Raw genomic sequence first — 14721 nt, forward strand, 5'->3', positions numbered from 1 at the left:
CTTGGAGAAGACGGCTGAGCGCGCCCGCAGGACCGTCGCTCTACAACTGCCCCTTCGTGCTCGCCACGTCGCTCCGGCGCTCGTCGATCCGCGTCGCGTCGTCGAGCGCCCGCGCGACCGACTTGAACGCAGCCTCGATCTCGTGGTGGGCGTTCTCCCCGCGAACCGAGACGTGCAGGGTCAGTCCGGCGTTCATCGCCAGCGACCGGAAGAAGTGCTCGGCCATCACGCTGGTCAACTCGCCCACGCGGTCCTGCGAGAACTCGCCGTCGAACTCGAACAGCGGTCGCCCGCTCACGTCCACGACGACCTCCGCGACAGCCTCGTCCAAGGGCACCGACCGGTCGGCGAAGCGCTCGATGGCGCGCTTCTCGCCCAGCGCCTCGTCGAACGCCTCGCCGAGCGCGATGGCCACGTCCTCGACGGTGTGGTGGTCGTCGATCTCCAGGTCGCCGTCGCAGCGCACCGTCAGGTCGAACAGGCCGTGCTTGGCGAGGCTCTCGAGCATGTGGTCGAAAAAGCCCACACCCGTCTCGACGGTGGCGTCGCCCTCGCCGTCCACGTCGAGGGTCACCTCGATGTCGGTCTCGGCGGTCTCACGGGTCACTGCGGCGGTTCGGTCGCTCATACGCGGGGATTGGCGCGGAGATACAAGGTCGTTGTCCTCTGCGCGAAAACTGATTCGTCGAATCCTCCGCTCTGTCGTCTCGTCTTTCTCTACACTGTTTCGTTTTTTAAACCACGGTGCGCGCGAGGAACGCGCGAGGGACGAACGACCGAGTGAAACGAGGGAGTGAGGAGGCTGGGGAGGTACGAGGTGCGGTGGCGAGTGCGGTGCTGTGTGGTTACTCATGTGCCTCGGCAATAGCTAGCTTCGTGACAGCATCCATTACTGTTGCACGGGTTCTGAGCTAGCTACTGCCTCGACCTAGGAGAGACCGCACAGCACCGCACCGCGACCGCACCTCGTCCTCCCCAACCGCTTGCGCTTCTCGGCCTTCGGCCTGCGATGCTCAGCCCTCGCGCGATTTGGCGCGGCATGAAGCCGCGCCAGCACGCGCCGGAATGGATGTTCAGACTAGCGCGTCCGAGTTGAAGATCGAGGCAGCGAGCAAACGACAGTCGACTCACCGAGCGCGGTGGGTAGTCGAAAAACGTACGACCGGCTACTCACACCCTCCTGAGCCTACACCGACTTTGCCGCTTCGAGCGTGAACTCGCCCTCGTACAGCGCGGTCCCGACGACCACTGCGGCGGCCCCGGCGTCGCGGAGCGCTCGCACGTCGTCGAGCGTGGCGACGCCGCCGGACGCCACCACCGGGATCTCGACGGCCTCGACGACCTCGCGCACGCGGTCGGTCTGGACGCCGGTGAGCTGGCCCTCCACGTCCACGTCGGTAAAGAGGATCGCGCCGGCACCCAGCTCCTCGTAGCGCGCCGCGGCCGCCGCGGGGTCCAGTCCCGTCCCCTCGGTCCAGCCCGAGACGACGACCTCGCCGTCCTTCGCGTCGAGGCTCACCGTCACCGCGCCGGGGTAGTCCTCCGAAATTTCGGTCACGATCTCGGGGTTCTCGACCGCCGCAGTCCCCAGAATCACGCGGTCGACGCCGCGGTTGAGCAGGTCGGTCGCGTCCGCGACGGTCCGGATGCCCCCGCCGAGCTGGACGTCCACGTCCACGGCGTCCAGAATCCGTTCGACCGCGTCGGCGTTGGCGCGCTCGCCGTCGAACGCGCCGTCGAGGTCCACGAGGTGGAGGGTCCCCGCGGCGCGGTCGACCCACCGCTCTGCGGCCGCGACCGGGTCGCCGTACGTCTTCTCGGTGCCGCGCTCGCCTTGAACCAGTTGGACGACCTCGCCGTCCTGCATATCTACTGCAGGGACGACCTCGAACTCGGGGAAGTGGCTCATGCGAGGTGGTAGGCGAAGCGGCGGTTAAAGGCTCTCCCTTCCGGCGAAACGCAAGCTGCGCCTTCCGGTCGTTTCAAGCCCCCGGCCACCAAATCCCCGGGCATGACTCTGGTCGCGTTCGACTTCGACGGCACGCTCTCGGACTCGGAGATGACGGTCCTGCTCGGCGAGCAGATGGGGGTCGCCGACGAGATGGCGAGTATCACCGAGCGGGCGATGAACGACGAGATCAGCTACGCCAAGAGCCTTCGGGACCGGGCCGCCCTGCTGGAGGGCCTGTCCGAGTCCGACGCCGAGGACGCCTTCGCCGAGGTCGAACTCCGACCGGATGCCGGGACGGTCATCCGCGAACTGAACGACGCGGGCGTGACCACCGCCATCCTGACCGGCGGGTTCGAGCGCGGCGTGGAGTCCGCGCTGGAGCGCGAGGGCGTCTCGGTCGACGTGATCGTCTCCAACCGCCTCCCGGTCGAGAACGGGCAGAGCGAGGCGGGAACCGCCTCGGAAAACGCGAGCGTGCATGGCCCGCGAGCACTCACCGGCGAGGTCGAGGGGCCGCTCATAGAGGGGACGAAGGACGACGCGCTCGAACGGCTCGCGGGCGAGCGCGAGATCCCCATCAGCTGGACCATCGCGGTCGGCGACGGCGCGAACGACCTCCCGATGCTGGAGGTCGCGGGCCTCGCGGTCGGCTTCGCGCCCAAGCCCGCGGTCCGGCCCGCCTGTGACGTGGTGGTCGCCTCGATGGAGCGGCTCCGCGACGTGTTCGACGACGAGGGGCTGTTCGACTGACCGTCCCGAGACGACCCGGCCTTTCCGCTGACAGAACCCGGCCTTTCCGCTGACAGAACACTTACACGGACGTAGTAAAAAGCCGCCAACGGGGTACAGGTGGACGCGTCCACCTTTTCGGACCGGTCGCAGTCGAATAGCAGCCGATGCATCGAACGCGTCGATACCACGCCGCGTCGAATGTACCCACGCTTTTCCGCTCGGCCGTCTACCGTCCGACAATGAGCCGAATCGCCATCGTCGGCGGCGGCGTCGCCGGACTCGCCACGGCGTACGCCCTCCGCGGAACCGACGCCGAGGTCACGGTGTTCGAGCGCCGCGAGTCGGTCGGCGGCCGCGCGGCCACCCGCAGTCGCGCAGAGTGCGTCTACGACACCGGCGCGAACTACGCGAAGGGGGCGAAAGACAGCGACGGGCAGGACGGGGACGAGAGCGACGGGAGGGTCACCGACGACCGCGTCAGCGAACTGCTCTCGGGCGAACTCGCGGACGGACTCGTCGATATCGAGGAGCCGGTCTGGACGTTCGACGCCGACGGGAATCTCAGCGAGGGCCGGGACGACGACTCGCCGAAGTGGACCTATCAGGAGGGGCTGGTCGCGCTGGCCGCCCAGCTCCGGGAGGCAAGCGACGCGACGGTCCGCACCCGGACGGAAGTCGTCGGTATCGATCGCCGAGAAGCCCGGAACGGCGACCGCGAAGACGACGAGTGGCGCGTCGACGTGCGCGGCGGCGAGACGGTCGCGGACGCGCTCGTGTTCACGCCGCCCGCGCCCGTGACCGCCTACCTGCTCGACCGCTCGGCGTGGGACGCTCCACTCTGTGACGACCTCCGGGAGGCCGCCGCGGCGGTCCCGTACCGGACGCTGCTCTCGGTCGCGCTCCACTACCCCTACCGAGAAGCCCTGCCGTACTACGCGCTCGTGAACTCGGACAAGGACCACGACATCGGCTGGATCGGCCGCGAGGAGTGCAAGCCCGGCCACGTCCCGGACGGCGAGAGCCTGCTGGTCGTCCAGCCCTCGCCAGACTGGTCCCGCGAGCACTACGACGACCCGGACGACCAGATCGCGGTGAACGCGGCCGACCGGACCGCGGAACTGTTAGGCGATCCCGACCGCTACCAGTTCGACTGGGCCGAGGTCGTTCGTTGGCGCGACGCGCTCCCGGACGCGGGCGCGGATCGTGAGGTGCTGGCCCGCGGGGCCGACGCCGACCTGTTCTTCGCCGGCGACTGGGTGGTCGGCGAGGGTCGAGTCCACGCCGCGCTCCGGAGCGGACTGGAGACCGGTGAGCGAGTCGCCGAGTGGCTTTGAGGGGACAGGCTGTCACGCTCGCCGAAGCAGGAGTATCGACGCTCCCGACACCACGGTCACCGCGACAACGTGGCCGACGATGGCGGCGACCAGCAGTGTCCGGCCCCAGACGAACGGGACCAGTCCCAACTGGACGAGTGCGAACCCGATGGTCAGCAGGTCGGTCCGGAGCAGACGCGACCGGGTCGGCGGGTCGAACTCGCTCCGATGGCGGACGGTACGGAGCAACCCGACGAGGCTCGCCCACCACCCCGTCCCGATTCGGTAACAGAGGTCCCACAGCACGAGCAGTGCGAGGTAGACCGCGGGTGCGGGCAGGTCGGGACCGAGGAGCGCGACCAACAGCGACGGCTCGCCCGACCTCGCGGTCCGCGTGAGCAGAGCGGTCAGGAGCGCGACGAATGACAGCACGCCCAGCACCACCTCGATGCTCGACCCGAACAGGAGTCGGCGGTAGGCCGACGGAATCGACAGCCCCCGAAGCTCGGAGCCGAGCGCGTGCATCAGGTAGCTTCCGGCCGCGGCGACCCCGACCGCGGCGCTCCCGGCCGGAACCGCCGACCAGAGGTCGTACACTGTTGCGAGGACGAGCATCGCGCCCTCGAACAGCAGGAACTGGACGGTCACCGCCGAGACCGGCGAGAGGTGCAGGCCGGGTATCGCGCCGACGATGCTCTCGTACACCCACGTCTCGCCGTACTCCGGCGTCGGTGGGTCGCCGTCGGTCGAATTACGGGTGCTCGAACCCCGGCCGTCCGAATCGTGGTCGGTCATTCCTCGCCCGCCAGTGCGCGCTCGACCGCGGCGTCGAACGCGGTCAACTCGACGGGGACGAGGTCGCGGATGCGCTGGTCGTCCGCAACGACCGGGTTCTTCAACCCGCCGATGAGCGGGTGGGACACGCTCGCGGGCACGTCGGTCACCAGACTCACCCAGTAGGCCGACAGCTTGGGCGACAGGACCGGCACGGGAAGCAGAAAGAGCCGACGCCCCGTGATCTCGGCCGTCCGGCGCAGTATCTCGGCGTAGGTCAGCACCTCCGGGCCCCCGATTTCGTAGGTCTCGCCCGCAGTCTTGGGCACGTCGAGCACGCCCACGAGATACGCCACCACGTCGGAGATCGCGGTGGGCTGACAGTCGTTGTGGACCCATTGTGGAGTGACCATCACGGGGAGTTTCGACACCAGTTCGCGTATCATCTGAAAGCTCGCGCTCCCGTCGCCGATGATGACCGCGGCCCGGAGCACGGTCAACTCGAACTCGCTCTCGGCGAGAATCGTCTCGACTTCGCGCCGCGACTGGAGGTGTTCCGAGAGGTGGTCGCCGGTCGCACCCAGGCCGCCGAGGTAGACGACCCGCTGGAGGTTCGACCCCTCGGCGGCGTCCACGAAGTTCCGGGCCGCGAGTCGGTCCCGCGCCGCGAAGTCACCGCTCGCCTGCATCGAGTGGACGAGGTAGTAGGCGGCGTCGATGCCCTCGAAACAGTCGTCTAAACTCTCCCGGTCGAGCAGGTCGCCCTCCACGACCGAGACGCCCTCGGGCGGGTCGTACCGCTCGGAATCCCTGACGAACGCGACCACTTCGTGGCCCGCATCGAGGAGTGCCGGAACGAGACGACCGCCGACGAATCCCGTCGCACCAGTTACCAACACGCGCATTTGTTACGCCTTGGGTTCGGACCCTCATAACTATCGGCGGTCGGAAACGTCCCCCGTGTCCCGGTGGACCGACCGTAACGTGCCAGTTGCCGGTGGCACTGATCGCGCGTAGCTTGCCACGGCGGCCACTGAAAAGCGACAGCGACCGGAAGATTCGTGGGCGAGCGCGCTCACTGTCGGCGCATGCGCTGGATGCTGGCCCGGATTGGCCTCGCGCTCTACGTCGTCTGGCTCGCGGCGGTGGTCGTCCACGCGGCGTCGTGGCTCGGCGTCGTCCCGCGGTTCGATGCGGTGTACTGGACGGTGGTCCTCGGCGCGGCGGTGGCGACTGGCGTCGGTGCCGCCCGGCTGGCTGGCCGGTTCTACTCGTTCGTTATGGAGCAACTCGGTGGGCGCGACGGCGTCTGATTCGCCGGACCTTTTTGTATCGGCACGCCAACCGACGCCTATGTCCGAACCGAGCGTACTGGAGTCGCTGCCCGACCGCGCACTGACCGCGTCCGACGTCGAGCGGATCGGCGACGGCGACGCGGTCGACTGGACAGAGCCGCTTCCCCTTGGCTCGAACCCCAAGACCGGGACGGTCGGCTCGTGGGTCCTCGAAGTCGGCGGGACTGCGCACGTCCTCTTCTACGGGATGGACGGCTGGGTCGCACGCGGGTCGTTCGACGCCGAGGGGCTGGACCCGGAGGCAAAGCGCGAGCGCGCTACGGAGATACTGGACGACTGACGGCGTTCTCGGACCCGAGTGGGAGGAGTCCTCAGTCCCCGAACAGACTCGTGTGGACCGGCGCGAACTCCCTGCTCTCGTCGGCGTCACTGACCGCCCGGCCGTCGACGCCCGCCGCGAGGAAGTCCCGGATGGGCGGGCCGACCTGCTCGGGTTCGACGAGGAAGGCGTCGTGGCCGTGGTCGCTCTCGACGACGTGGTTCGCCACGTCCGCGCCTGCAGTGTCGAACGCGGCCGCGAGACGCTCGGACTGCTCGACCGTGAAGTGCCAGTCGCCGGTGAAGCTGATCACCAGCGCTTCGCCCGAGAAGCCCGCGAGCGCGTCGGCGTCCGAGTCGTAGCCCGAGGCGAGGTCGTACTCGTCCATCGCCCGCGTGAGGTAGAGGTAGCTGTTTGCGTCGAACCGGTCGGCGAACGTCTCGGCCTGATAGTCGAGGTACGACTCGACCTCCCGGTAGGGGAAGAAGTCGCTCGCGGGGTCGTCGGGGGCGAACTCCTCGGCGGTAGCCTGTCGGCCCGCAGACCGCCGGCCGAACTTCCGGCCCATCGACTCCTTCGAGAGGTACGAGACGTGCCCGAGCTGGCGAGCGACCGCGAGGCCTTCGTCCGGGTTGGGGTGGTCCTCTCCGTAGTAGTCGCCGCCGTTCCAGTGCCGGTCGGTCGTGATGGCTCGCCGGGAGATGGCCTCGATACCGAGCATCTGCGGATCGAGCCGGGCCGCGGTGGCGACCGGAACGATCCGGTCGACGCGCTCCGGATAGAGCTTTGCCCATTCAAGCACGTTCATCCCGCCGACGCTCCCGCCGACGACGCCGGCGAGCGGGCCGACGCCGAGGTGGTCGAGCAGTCGGGCCTGCGCGCGGGTCCAGTCGGTCACCGTCACCGGCGGGAAATCGGTGCCGTACGGCTCGCCCGTCTCGGGGTCAACGCTCGCGGGCCCGCTCGTGCCGTAGCACGACCCCGGAACGTTCGCGCAGATCACGAAATACTCGCGGGTGTCGATGGCCTTGCCCGGCCCGACCACGTCGCTCCACCACGCCGCGGCCTGCCCGCCCGTGTCGGTCTCCTCGGAGCTGTCACTCTGTGCGGGACCGGTCACGTGCTGGCTGCCGGTCAGCGCGTGACAGACCAGCACCGCGTTGTCGCCCTCGAACTCGCCGTAGCTCTCGTAGGCGACGTCGAGGGGAATCGTCTGGCCGCACTCGAACTCGAACTCGCCGACGTGGGCGGTGTCTCGCGTCCGGTTCATGGCTGTGTGACTGCGTCCTCGATGGCGCGTTCGACGTCCGCCAGCAGGTCCGCCGGGTCCTCGATGCCGACCGACAAGCGCACGAGGTCCGGCGAGACGCCGGCCGCGCGCTGCTCGTCGGGCGACAGCTGGGCGTGGGTCGTGCTCGCGGGGTGGATGACCAGCGTCTTCGCGTCGCCCACGTTCGCGAGGAAGCTCGCGAGGTCGACGCGCTCGCAGAAGCGCTTGCCCGCATCGAACCCCGCTTCGAGGCCGAAGGCGACCATTCCGCCGTAGCCCCCCGCCAGATACTCGCTCGCGTTGTCGTGGGTCTCGTGGCTCTCCAGTCCGGGGTAGGCCACCCACGCGACCTCGTCGTGGTCCGCGAGGTACTCCGCCACGATTGCGGCGTTCTCGCAGTGGCGGTCCATCCGGAGCGGGAACGATTCGAGCCCCTGGAGGGTCTGCCACGCGTCGAACGGCGACTGCTGGTTGCCGAGGCTCCGCAGCGCGCGGAATCGCGCGGCGGTCGCGAGCGGCGCGTCGGGGAAGTCCCGCGAGAAGTCGGTGTCGTGGTAGGCGGGGTTCTCGCCGGCGAGTTCGGGGTAGCGCTCGGCGCGGGCCTGCCAGTCGAAGCTCCCGCCGTCGACGAGGACGCCGCCCACGGTCGTCCCGCTCCCGTGGAGCCACTTCGTGGTGGAGTTCCACACCGCGTCAGCGCCGTGGTCGAGCGGGTTGCAGAGATACGGGGTCGCGAAGGTGTTGTCGACCACGAGGGGCGCGCCGGCCTCGTGGGCGATCTCGGCGACGCGCTCGAAGTCGGGCGTCACCAGCGAGGGGTTGCCGATGGTCTCGACGTGGACGAACGCGGTGTCCGAATCCACTGCCTCCTCGTAGGCCTCGTAGTCGAGGGTGTCCACGAACCGGGGTTCGACGCCGCGCTTGCCCGCGGTGTGGCGCAGGTGAGCGGTGGTCCCGCCGTAGGTGTCGGTCGAGCAGACCACGTTGTCGCCCTCGCCCGCCAGCACGAGCACCAGCGAGTCGAAGGCGGCAAGCCCGCTGGCGGTGGCGACCGCGCCGGTCCCGCCTTCGAGGCTGGCGAGTCGCTCTTCGAGCGCTCGTACCGTCGGGTTCGAAATGCGCGAGTAGACGTCGCCCTCGGCGTCGAGCGCGTAGAGGTCGGCGGCGTGGTCGGCGTCGTCGAACTCGTAGGAGGTGGTCTGGTAGATGGGCGGTGCCCGCGCCCCCGTCGCGGGGTCGGCCCCGTGGCCCGCGTGGAGGCTCCGCGTGGAAAAGCGCGGCTCGTCGGAACCGGCCTCCGGGTCGGTTCCGGGCGGCCGCGGCTCGCCGGCGTTGTCGGTCATGTATCTCAAGCATATTTCTACACAATGTTATAACTGCCAGTTACGGCAAGGATTGCTGAGGCGTGTCTTTCTGACTCACGGTTTCGGCGGAGCGCGACGGGGACGATACCACCGCTGTCGGCGTCCCGCGACGGCCGACTCAGACGCCCTCGCCGAACAGCAGCCCCACCACCGACTTGCCCCAGAGAAAGATGAACGAGAGCGCAGCGAGGCCGAGCACGGCGTAGCCGACGCCGGTCGAACTCCAGCCGAACAGGTCGATCAGTTCGACGACGAACAGCGCCGCGAGCAGGAGGACGATGCGGTCGAGGCGGGTGAGGAGTTCAGGGTCGGTCACGCGCGCCGGTTGGAAACGAGGTGCCTCAAACCCTGTGATTCGCTCGCGGACCACCGAAACCCATAGGAAACCCGACACCGAATCGGGAGGCATGACCGAGTTCGTCGTCCCGCCGGCGCTGGAGCCCGGCGACCGCGTCGCCATCGTCGCGCCGGGGTCCAACCGGGCGACCGACTACCCGCACGTGTACGAGTTGGGACTTCAGCGCCTGCGCGAAATCCTCATCGGGATGGGCGAGCGCGGCCTGCTCGAACGCTTCGCGGGCGTGCTCGTCGGCCGCGCGAAGGCGCGCAGCCCCTTCGAGGACCTCGGCTCCGAGGCCCGCGCCGAGTACCGCGAGCGCCAGCGCGAGACCGTCGTGGAGGTCGTCGGCGAGTACAACCCCGACGCGCCGGTCGTCCTCGACGTGGACTTCGGTCACACCGCACCCGTGGTTCCGGTTCCGGTGGGCGGTCGCGTCGAAATCGACCCGGAGCGCGAGCGAATTGTACTCGGAGACTGAGCGCGCTCCACCGGCTATAAGACGGCGCGGGCCCGAGTTCCGGACGTTCACGTGAGTTCAGTTCGACGCGACCGAATCCTGCTCGCGACCGTGGTGTGGGCGGTCCTGCTCGCGCAGGTGTTGCTCTACCCCGGAGTCCCCGACCTCGTCTCGGCCGTCGGCGCGACCACGACGCTCGACGCCAGCATGTGGTTCCTCGCCGCGGAGTTCGGCGCGTTCGTCGTCTTCGCCGGGGTCTGGGGCGCGGTCAGCGACGCGACCGGTCGCCGCGTCCCGCTCATCGTCGCGGGCGCGCTCGGCGGCGCGGTCGGCTACGCCGCGCTCGCACTGCTCCCCGCGGCGCTCTCGCTGTCGTTCGGCGAGGTGCTCGCACTCCGGGCGGTCCAGGGAGCGACCACCATCGGCGCGTTCTCGCTGTCGATGACGATGCTGATGGATCTGGAGGGCGGCCACGGCAAGAACATGGGCGCGGCTGGCATCGCCATCGGACTTGGAACCGCTGTGGGCGCGCCGCTCGGCGGCCAGCTCTACGGCGTCGACCCGCTGGCACCGCTCTCCCTCGCGAGCGCCCTGCTGGTCTGCGTCGCCCTCGTCGCGGCGCTGGTCGCCGACCGCGCGCCCGAGCGCGGTGGCGAACGGGGCCGCATCGCGGCCGCGCTGGCGACCGTCTCGGAGCGCTCGGTGCTCACCATCCCCTACGCGTTCGGGTTCATCGACCGGTTCACCGCGGGCTTCTTCGCGCTGGTCGGCACGGTGTACTTCCGGGAGGCGTTCGGCCTCGACGCCGCTGCGACCGGCGTGATGCTGGGCCTGTTCTTCGCGCCGTTCGCCCTGCTCCAGTACCCGTTCGGCGTGCTCTCGGATCGGGTCGGCCGGACGACTCCCATCGTGGCCGGATCGGCGCTGTACGGCCTCGCGGTGGTCGCGGTCGGCCTCGCGCCCACGGTACCGACCGCGGGCGTCGCGATGGTCGGCGTGGGCGTCATCGGCGCGCTGATGGCTCCGGCCACGATGGCGCTGGTCACCGACATCGCCTCGGACTCGGGACGGGGCACCGCGATGGCCGGGTTCAACGTGTTTGGCAGTCTGGGATTCCTCGCGGGGATTCTCGTCGGCGGAACGGTCGCCGACCAGTTCGGCTTCCTCGCTGCGTTCCTAGTCGCAGGTGCGATGGAGACCGCCGTCGCGTTCGTCTCGATTCCGGCGTTCCTCCGGGTCGACGTGGAGCGCGAGGCGTCGGCGTTCGGCCGGTAGAGTCGGGGCTGATACGTCCCGTGGAGAGACTCACCGGCGACTGCCGGACTGCTCTACGTCGGCGAGGGACACCAGAGTCACGAAGAGTCCGACGAGCGCTGCGATGCCAATGCCGAACAGCCCGAGTCCGAGCACGTCGATCAGCTGGAGGACGACGACAGCGACCAGCAGGTAGGTCACGCGGTCGAGGCGGGCGGCGAGGTTGTCGGGGTTGGACGCGGTCACTATCCGCGATTCGAAGTCGCTGGTCGAAAAGTTCGGGTCGCCGGGTTCCGACACCGTTCGACGAACCGACCTGTGTTTTATCTATCACAGGGGAAAACGAACGAGAATGAAGACGCTCGAAACGTGGACGCTCTGGGTGCACGTCGCCGCTGGCGTCCTCGCGGTCGTGGCCGGAATCGGCGCGCTGGTGACTGCGAAAGGCCGACGCCGCCACCGTCAGGTCGGGAAGATATTCGTCGTGTCGATGGGTGTCGTCGTCGCCACGGTGTTCCTGCTGCTGGCGGTCGAGCCGACGAGCTTCCGGATATTCCTCGCGCTCGTGGCGGTGTTCAGCGGCTACTTCGCGTTCTCGGGCTATCGCGTGCTGTCCCGGAAGCGACCCGCGGACGACGCCGCGCCCGTCGACTGGCTGGCGGCTGTCTCGGTCGTGGTGGCCTGTCTCGGTCTCGGCGGATGGGGCGTCGCACAACTCGCAGGCGGGACGTCCTTCGGGACCGTGCTGGTCGCGTTCGGAGCCATCGGACTCGTGGTCGGGGGCGGCGACCTCCGGCAGTTCCGGGCCACCGACCGAGGAGAAGAGTGGCTGACCGCCCACCTCTCGCGGATGCTGGCAGCGTTCGTCGCCGCGGTCAGCGCCGTCTCGGCGGTCAACCTCACCGGAACGCTGGGGTTCGTGGCGTGGCTGTGGCCGACCGCAGTGGGTACGCCGCTGATAATTTACTGGGCGAGAAAGTACGACGACAGGTAGCAGGTCCTTCTACTGCAACTCCTCGCGCGCCGCCGCGATTCCGGCCTCCTTGTCCACGTCCTCGCCGGTCTCCTCGAAGGCCTCGCCTATCGTCCGCACCCCGCGGATGATCTGCTCGCTGGAGAGGTTGCCCATGTTGCTCACGCGGAAGATGTCGCCGCCGAGGTGGGCCTGCCCGCCCGAGATGGAGACGCCGCGAGCCTCAACCGCGTCGAAGAACGCGTCGGGGTCTTCGCGGGTGTGGACCGGGAGCGCCACCGCGGTCAGGGTGTTCGAGTACTCGGTCGCGTCGTTGCGCTCGCCGAACAGTTCCAGCCCCATCGCGGTGAACGCCTCGCGGAAGGCGCTGGACTGGCGACGGTGGCGCTCGATGCGGTCGACCATCCCTTCCTCGACGATGTTCTCGGCGGCGACCGCGAGTCCCCGGAACAGCGGGACCGCGCTCGTGAACGGGGTCTGATGCGAGTCGGCCTTCCGGAGGTGCCAGTCCAGGTCCTCGTAGAACGGCGCGGAGTCGCCGTCGAACTCCTCCTGTGCGGCCTCGGTGGCGTACATCGCGGCGGTGCCCGGCGGTGCCGCCAGACACTTCTGGGCGTCGGTGACCGCCACGTCGACGTTCCAGTCGTCGACCCGGAACTCGTCGCCCCCGATGGAGGTCACGCCGTCGACGACGAACGTCGCGTCGTGCTCGGCGGCGATCTCGCCGACCGCTTCGACCGGATTCAGGAGGCCCGTGCTGGTCTCGTTGTGGATCATCGTCACCACGTCGGTGTCGTCGTCCACCGTCTCGGCCACCGCGTCGAGGTCGAGCGAGTGGCCCCACGTCGCCTCCACGGGGTCGACCGAGGCGTAGCGGTCGGCGATGCGCTTGAACCGTCGGCCGAACTTGCCGTTGACGAGCGGTACGACCTTCCCGTCGTCGCCTCGACCGCTGAGCGTTCCGACCAGATTCGCCACCGCGGCCTCCATCGCCATCGTGGCCGTTCCGTTGAAGATCAGGCTGGTGCCGTCGCTGGCTGTCGATTCGCCGTCGAGCGTCGACCGGGTGAACACGTGGTCGAGCGCGTCCTGGGCTCGCTCGTACACCGCCTCGAACTCGGCCGAGCGGTGCGAGACCATCGGCTCGCTCATCGCCTGGCGAACGTCGCGGGTCACGGGAACCGGTCCAGGGTTCAGGAGGAGGAAGTCCTCGCGCATATTCGTACGGTGTCCGCCGCGACGCTTAAGTCGGCGGGGTCTGGCAAATGCCGCCAGTTCTGAAACTACCGCTTGCGGGCCACAGTAGTCATGCGTGTCCTCGTCATCGGTTCGAGTGCAATGGCACAATTCAGCAAGGACGACGAGGGCAAGGACGTCGTCATGGGCGACGAGAAAGTGGGGATGATCCAGGAAGTCGAGGGGAGCATGGCCCACGTAAATCCGGACGCGGGCGTCAGCGACCGGATCAGGGCGTCGCTCGACTGGGGTGACGGGAACCAGGACACCTACCCGCTGCAGGACGAGATGGTCGACACCATCACCGACGACGAAGTTCGCCTGCGAAGCCAGATGTAGGCGGGGCCGCGGAACCGACGGTTAGAGACGCGTAGACGCTTATTTTTCGGCAATCTGTTCGGCCACGGCGTCGAGGTGATCCAGTCCGACGACGGCGACGACGTCGCCCTGTGAGGAGAGCCCGGCGAGTTCCGCCGCCATGCACTCCTCGCGGGTCTCGTCCCGGAGACGGACCGGCCGCGGCGGGTCGAACGCCCGAAGGAGCGACTGCGAGCGGCGGGCCTGCTCGCACTCGTCACGGGCCTGCACGGCCGGCGGGTCCGACCGGTCGCAGTCGTGAGCCACGGGGTCGTCGACCTCCACGCGGAGCGAGGTTCGGTCGGCGACCGCGGCGGCGGCCCGGCAGACCAGCGCGTGGCGCGTCACCGACGCGACGCCCGAGGCCACCCGCCGGAGCGTACCCAGCGACGCGCGCTCGTCCCAGCAGTTCCGGGCGAGTCGCGCGAAAAAGGCGGGCGTCGGGGCGTCGACGCCGACCACCTCGGCGTCGCACTCGTCGGCGGCCTGCGCGGCGGCGCTCATCTCGCCGCCGAACGACGGCAGGGCGTCCGAGTCGCGAGCGTAGGCCCGGTAGAGCGGTGTCGCGACCGGCGGCAGTTCGAGCGCGACGGTCGCGGGGTCGCGCTCGCGGACGAGTTCGCGGGCGCGGTACGCGCTCGCGGGGTGGTCGTGGACCACGCCGACGAGGGTCACGTCGCCGGCGTCGTTCCCGCCTGCGGCAGAAATGGTCCGGACGAACTGGCCGTTCGTTCGGGGGTCGTCGGTGGTCTGCGAGCCGTCGCTGGCCGATGCGGAATCGGCGGGCCCGGAGCAGTCGGACGCGTCCGAGCAGTTGGACGCACCCGAGCAGTCGGACTCGCCGGACGCGTCCGGCGAGTCCGACTGCTCGGGTGCGCTCGGGGAGTCTGGGGTCGCGTCGACCGATTCGGAGGGCGATTCGAGCGGGTCGGGCGATTCGGAGGAGTTGGAGGGCGCGGACATCGACGTGGCAGGTGGTATCAGTGGCCCCTCTTAATCGTTCCGTACTCGGTACGGGAGCTATTCGGACGCGTCGGCAGAGCTATTATTGGCGGTGGGCCGGTCAGAAAGCCGCCCTGAAGCGGT

Annotated in this window: 18 protein-coding genes; 8 read left to right on the forward strand and 10 right to left on the reverse strand. The window is 69.1% G+C overall.

The features are described from left to right. Window positions 1-40: 40 nt before the first annotated feature. Together hisB and hisA are read right to left on the reverse strand one after the other, a co-directional pair. Window positions 41-628 (reverse strand): imidazoleglycerol-phosphate dehydratase HisB, encoded by a 588-nt coding sequence (gene hisB / locus DPQ64_RS05075; RefSeq protein WP_115863269.1) that lies wholly within the window; start codon window positions 626-628, stop codon window positions 41-43. Window positions 629-1186: 558 nt separating this feature from the next. Beyond that, complete coding sequence (hisA, locus tag DPQ64_RS05080; protein WP_115863270.1) at window positions 1187-1909, reverse strand: 1-(5-phosphoribosyl)-5-[(5-phosphoribosylamino)methylideneamino]imidazole-4-carboxamide isomerase; 723 nt, start codon at window positions 1907-1909, stop codon at window positions 1187-1189. A gap of 102 nt (window positions 1910-2011) precedes the next feature. On the opposite strand from hisA, the gene DPQ64_RS05085 reads away from it, so the two are divergent. Continuing rightward, entirely contained in the window at window positions 2012-2701 is a 690-nt protein-coding gene (locus tag DPQ64_RS05085) for an HAD family hydrolase (RefSeq protein WP_115863271.1), read from the forward strand. Window positions 2702-2922: 221 nt separating this feature from the next. Next, window positions 2923-4017: an NAD(P)/FAD-dependent oxidoreductase gene (locus tag DPQ64_RS05090; RefSeq protein ID WP_115863272.1), complete on the forward strand. Its 1095-nt coding sequence runs from the start codon at window positions 2923-2925 to the stop codon at window positions 4015-4017. Between the two features lie 12 nt (window positions 4018-4029). On the opposite strand, the gene DPQ64_RS05095 is transcribed toward DPQ64_RS05090, so the two are convergent. Both DPQ64_RS05095 and DPQ64_RS05100 read right to left on the reverse strand, forming a co-directional pair. Then, complete coding sequence (locus tag DPQ64_RS05095; RefSeq protein WP_232820490.1) at window positions 4030-4791, reverse strand: DUF7530 family protein; 762 nt, start codon at window positions 4789-4791, stop codon at window positions 4030-4032. After that, the gene (locus DPQ64_RS05100; RefSeq protein WP_115863273.1) at window positions 4788-5675 is read right to left on the reverse strand and encodes an NAD(P)H-binding protein; all 888 of its coding nucleotides are present in this window, start codon (window positions 5673-5675) and stop codon (window positions 4788-4790) included. The genes DPQ64_RS05095 and DPQ64_RS05100 overlap by 4 nt, the downstream gene beginning before the upstream one ends. A 183-nt stretch (window positions 5676-5858) precedes the next feature. Between DPQ64_RS05100 and DPQ64_RS05105 the strand changes: the two genes are divergently transcribed. Together DPQ64_RS05105 and DPQ64_RS05110 are read left to right on the forward strand one after the other, a co-directional pair. Next, entirely contained in the window at window positions 5859-6083 is a 225-nt protein-coding gene (locus DPQ64_RS05105) for a hypothetical protein (protein WP_115863274.1), read from the forward strand. Window positions 6084-6123: 40 nt separating this feature from the next. Next, entirely contained in the window at window positions 6124-6405 is a 282-nt protein-coding gene (locus DPQ64_RS05110; protein ID WP_115863275.1) for a hypothetical protein, read from the forward strand. 31 nt (window positions 6406-6436) lie between these two features. Here DPQ64_RS05110 and metX read toward each other — a convergent pair whose 3' ends face one another. The 3 genes from metX to DPQ64_RS18585 form a co-directional block, all read right to left on the reverse strand. After that, window positions 6437-7654 (reverse strand): homoserine O-acetyltransferase MetX, encoded by a 1218-nt coding sequence (metX, locus tag DPQ64_RS05115; RefSeq protein WP_115863276.1) that lies wholly within the window; start codon window positions 7652-7654, stop codon window positions 6437-6439. Then, window positions 7651-8997 carry an O-acetylhomoserine aminocarboxypropyltransferase/cysteine synthase family protein gene (locus DPQ64_RS05120; RefSeq protein ID WP_115863277.1) on the reverse strand — a complete coding sequence of 449 codons (1347 nt, stop codon included), beginning with the start codon at window positions 8995-8997 and terminating at the stop codon, window positions 7651-7653. Before DPQ64_RS05120 ends, metX begins: the two co-directional genes overlap by 4 nt. 139 nt (window positions 8998-9136) lie before the next feature. Beyond that, window positions 9137-9334, reverse strand: a complete 198-nt coding sequence (locus DPQ64_RS18585; RefSeq protein WP_157971587.1) for a hypothetical protein — start codon at window positions 9332-9334, stop codon at window positions 9137-9139. Window positions 9335-9425: 91 nt separating this feature from the next. Between DPQ64_RS18585 and DPQ64_RS05125 the strand changes: the two genes are divergently transcribed. Further along, complete coding sequence (locus tag DPQ64_RS05125; protein WP_232820491.1) at window positions 9426-9836, forward strand: hypothetical protein; 411 nt, start codon at window positions 9426-9428, stop codon at window positions 9834-9836. A gap of 51 nt (window positions 9837-9887) precedes the next feature. Next, on the forward strand, window positions 9888-11090 hold the full coding sequence (locus DPQ64_RS05130) for an MFS transporter (protein ID WP_115863279.1): 1203 nt from the start codon (window positions 9888-9890) through the stop codon (window positions 11088-11090). Between the two features lie 30 nt (window positions 11091-11120). On the opposite strand, the gene DPQ64_RS05135 is transcribed toward DPQ64_RS05130, so the two are convergent. Continuing rightward, the gene (locus DPQ64_RS05135; protein WP_157971588.1) at window positions 11121-11315 is read right to left on the reverse strand and encodes a hypothetical protein; all 195 of its coding nucleotides are present in this window, start codon (window positions 11313-11315) and stop codon (window positions 11121-11123) included. 106 nt (window positions 11316-11421) lie between these two features. Between DPQ64_RS05135 and DPQ64_RS05140 the strand changes: the two genes are divergently transcribed. Further along, window positions 11422-12063: a hypothetical protein gene (locus DPQ64_RS05140; protein ID WP_115863281.1), complete on the forward strand. Its 642-nt coding sequence runs from the start codon at window positions 11422-11424 to the stop codon at window positions 12061-12063. Window positions 12064-12072: 9 nt separating this feature from the next. Here DPQ64_RS05140 and DPQ64_RS05145 read toward each other — a convergent pair whose 3' ends face one another. Continuing rightward, entirely contained in the window at window positions 12073-13260 is a 1188-nt protein-coding gene (locus DPQ64_RS05145; protein ID WP_115863282.1) for a pyridoxal-phosphate-dependent aminotransferase family protein, read from the reverse strand. Window positions 13261-13380: 120 nt separating this feature from the next. Between DPQ64_RS05145 and DPQ64_RS05150 the strand changes: the two genes are divergently transcribed. Then, the gene (locus DPQ64_RS05150; RefSeq protein WP_115863293.1) at window positions 13381-13617 is read left to right on the forward strand and encodes a PRC-barrel domain containing protein; all 237 of its coding nucleotides are present in this window, start codon (window positions 13381-13383) and stop codon (window positions 13615-13617) included. A gap of 39 nt (window positions 13618-13656) precedes the next feature. Here DPQ64_RS05150 and DPQ64_RS05155 read toward each other — a convergent pair whose 3' ends face one another. Then, window positions 13657-14598: a TraB/GumN family protein gene (locus tag DPQ64_RS05155; protein ID WP_198662016.1), complete on the reverse strand. Its 942-nt coding sequence runs from the start codon at window positions 14596-14598 to the stop codon at window positions 13657-13659. Between the last annotated feature and the right edge of the window lie 123 nt (window positions 14599-14721).

Source organism: Halorussus litoreus (genome assembly GCF_003382685.1).
In the GTDB taxonomy this organism is placed as follows: Archaea; Halobacteriota; Halobacteria; order Halobacteriales; family Haladaptataceae; genus Halorussus; species Halorussus litoreus.

Excerpts from the sequence above, each read along its gene's own strand:
- DPQ64_RS05140 (WP_115863281.1), top strand. The coding sequence starts at position 11,422 with ATGAAGACGCTCGAAACGTGGACGCTCTGGGTGCACGTCGCCGCTGGC.
- DPQ64_RS05085 (WP_115863271.1), top strand. The coding sequence starts at position 2,012 with ATGACTCTGGTCGCGTTCGACTTCGACGGCACGCTCTCGGACTCGGAG.
- metX (WP_115863276.1), bottom strand. The coding sequence starts at position 7,654 with ATGAACCGGACGCGAGACACCGCCCACGTCGGCGAGTTCGAGTTCGAG.
- DPQ64_RS05125 (WP_232820491.1), top strand. The coding sequence starts at position 9,426 with ATGACCGAGTTCGTCGTCCCGCCGGCGCTGGAGCCCGGCGACCGCGTC.
- DPQ64_RS05090 (WP_115863272.1), top strand. The coding sequence starts at position 2,923 with ATGAGCCGAATCGCCATCGTCGGCGGCGGCGTCGCCGGACTCGCCACG.
- DPQ64_RS05120 (WP_115863277.1), bottom strand. The coding sequence starts at position 8,997 with ATGACCGACAACGCCGGCGAGCCGCGGCCGCCCGGAACCGACCCGGAG.
- DPQ64_RS05105 (WP_115863274.1), top strand. The coding sequence starts at position 5,859 with ATGCGCTGGATGCTGGCCCGGATTGGCCTCGCGCTCTACGTCGTCTGG.
- DPQ64_RS05155 (WP_198662016.1), bottom strand. The coding sequence starts at position 14,598 with ATGTCCGCGCCCTCCAACTCCTCCGAATCGCCCGACCCGCTCGAATCG.
- hisB (WP_115863269.1), bottom strand. The coding sequence starts at position 628 with ATGAGCGACCGAACCGCCGCAGTGACCCGTGAGACCGCCGAGACCGAC.
- DPQ64_RS05145 (WP_115863282.1), bottom strand. The coding sequence starts at position 13,260 with ATGCGCGAGGACTTCCTCCTCCTGAACCCTGGACCGGTTCCCGTGACC.
- DPQ64_RS05100 (WP_115863273.1), bottom strand. The coding sequence starts at position 5,675 with ATGCGCGTGTTGGTAACTGGTGCGACGGGATTCGTCGGCGGTCGTCTC.
- DPQ64_RS05095 (WP_232820490.1), bottom strand. The coding sequence starts at position 4,791 with ATGACCGACCACGATTCGGACGGCCGGGGTTCGAGCACCCGTAATTCG.
- DPQ64_RS05110 (WP_115863275.1), top strand. The coding sequence starts at position 6,124 with ATGTCCGAACCGAGCGTACTGGAGTCGCTGCCCGACCGCGCACTGACC.
- DPQ64_RS05150 (WP_115863293.1), top strand. The coding sequence starts at position 13,381 with ATGGCACAATTCAGCAAGGACGACGAGGGCAAGGACGTCGTCATGGGC.
- hisA (WP_115863270.1), bottom strand. The coding sequence starts at position 1,909 with ATGAGCCACTTCCCCGAGTTCGAGGTCGTCCCTGCAGTAGATATGCAG.